Origin of the sequence: Pseudomonas emilianonis (assembly GCF_023072625.1) — a bacterium.
GTDB classification, from domain to species: Bacteria; Pseudomonadota; Gammaproteobacteria; order Pseudomonadales; family Pseudomonadaceae; genus Aquipseudomonas; species Aquipseudomonas paraveronii.
Genome location: NZ_JAKNRV010000652.1, coordinates 1 through 1,425 on the forward strand (window position 1 = coordinate 1; position 1,425 = coordinate 1,425).

Sequence of the window (1,425 nt, forward strand, 5' to 3'; positions counted from 1 at the left end):
ATAAGTGTCATTACCGCGTGCGGTCACGATTTGGCCGCTGCCCAAGGCGCACACGCCGAGCGCAGCGTTCAACGGCTTCCACCGCGCCTACCTGCCGGATGTCCTCAAGGGAGAGCCATAAACCATGCCGATGATCGAAACGCTGGTCGACGCCCACAGCCCCGACTTCGCCCGCAACCGCGACGCGATGCTGGCGAGCCTGCAGCACCTGCGCCTGTTGGAGCAGAACCTGTTGAGCAAAGCGCAGCAAGCCAAACCCAAGTTCGACAAACGCGGGCAATTGCTGCCGCGCGAGCGCCTCAACCTGCTGCTGGACCCTGGCGCGCCGTTCCTGGAACTGGCCAGCCTGGCCGGCTACAAACTGCATGACGACAAGGACGGCAGCGCCGCCGGCGGCGGATTGATCGCCGGTATCGGTTACGTCAGCGGCGTGCGTGTGCTGGTGGTGGCGAATAACAGCGCGATCAAGGGCGGCACCATCTCCCCCACAGGCCTGAAAAAATCCCTGCGCCTGCAACAGATCGCCATGGAAAACCATCTGCCGGTGGTGACCCTCGCCGAAAGCGGCGGTGCCAACCTCAACTACGCGGCGGAGATTTTCGTCGAAGGCGCGCGCAGCTTTGCCAACCAGGCGCGCATGTCGGCCATGGGCTTGCCGCAGATCACCGTGGTCCACGGTTCGGCCACGGCGGGCGGCGCGTATCAGCCGGGGCTGTCGGATTACGTGGTGGTGGTACGCGGCAAGGCCAAGCTGTTCCTGGCTGGCCCGCCGCTGCTCAAGGCTGCGACCGGCGAAGTCGCCACCGATGAAGCACTGGGCGGCGCCGAGATGCACGCGCAAACCGCCGGCACCGCCGAATACCTGGCAGAAAACGATGCCGACGGGGTGCGCATCGTGCGCGAGATCGTCAGCCTGCTGCCGTGGAACGAGCGCCTGCCGCTCATCCCGAAACGCACGTATGCCGAGCCGCTGTACCCCATCGACGAACTGCTCGGGCTAATCCCCGACGACCCGAAAAAACCCTACGACGTCCGCGAAATCCTCGCGCGCCTGGCCGACGGTTCGAACTTCCTCGAGTTCAAGGGCGAGTTCGACGCGCATACCGTCTGCGGCCACCTGCACATCCAGGGCCGCGCCGTCGGCGTGATCGGCAATAACGGCCCAATCACGCCCAAGGGCGCCAGCAAGGCCGCGCAATTCATCCAACTGTGCGACCAGAGCCGCACGCCGCTGCTGTTCCTGCACAACACCACCGGCTTTATGGTCGGCACCGAGGCGGAACAGCAAGGCGTGATCAAGCACGGCGCGAAGATGATCCAGGCGGTGGCCAATGCCCGCGTGCCTAAACTCACCGTGGTGGTCGGCGGCTCCTACGGCGCCGGCAACTACGCCATGTGCGGCCGCGGCCTCGACCCGCGCTTCAT

At 65.5% G+C, this 1,425-nt stretch carries 1 protein-coding gene; it reads left to right on the top strand.

Annotation, left to right across the window (positions count from 1 at the left end; genetic code table 11):
* Nucleotides 1–124 precede the first annotated feature (124 nt).
* On the top strand, nt 125–1,425 hold a 1,301-nt coding region (locus L9Z73_RS30505), incomplete at its 3' end, for an acyl-CoA carboxylase subunit beta (RefSeq protein WP_247408677.1).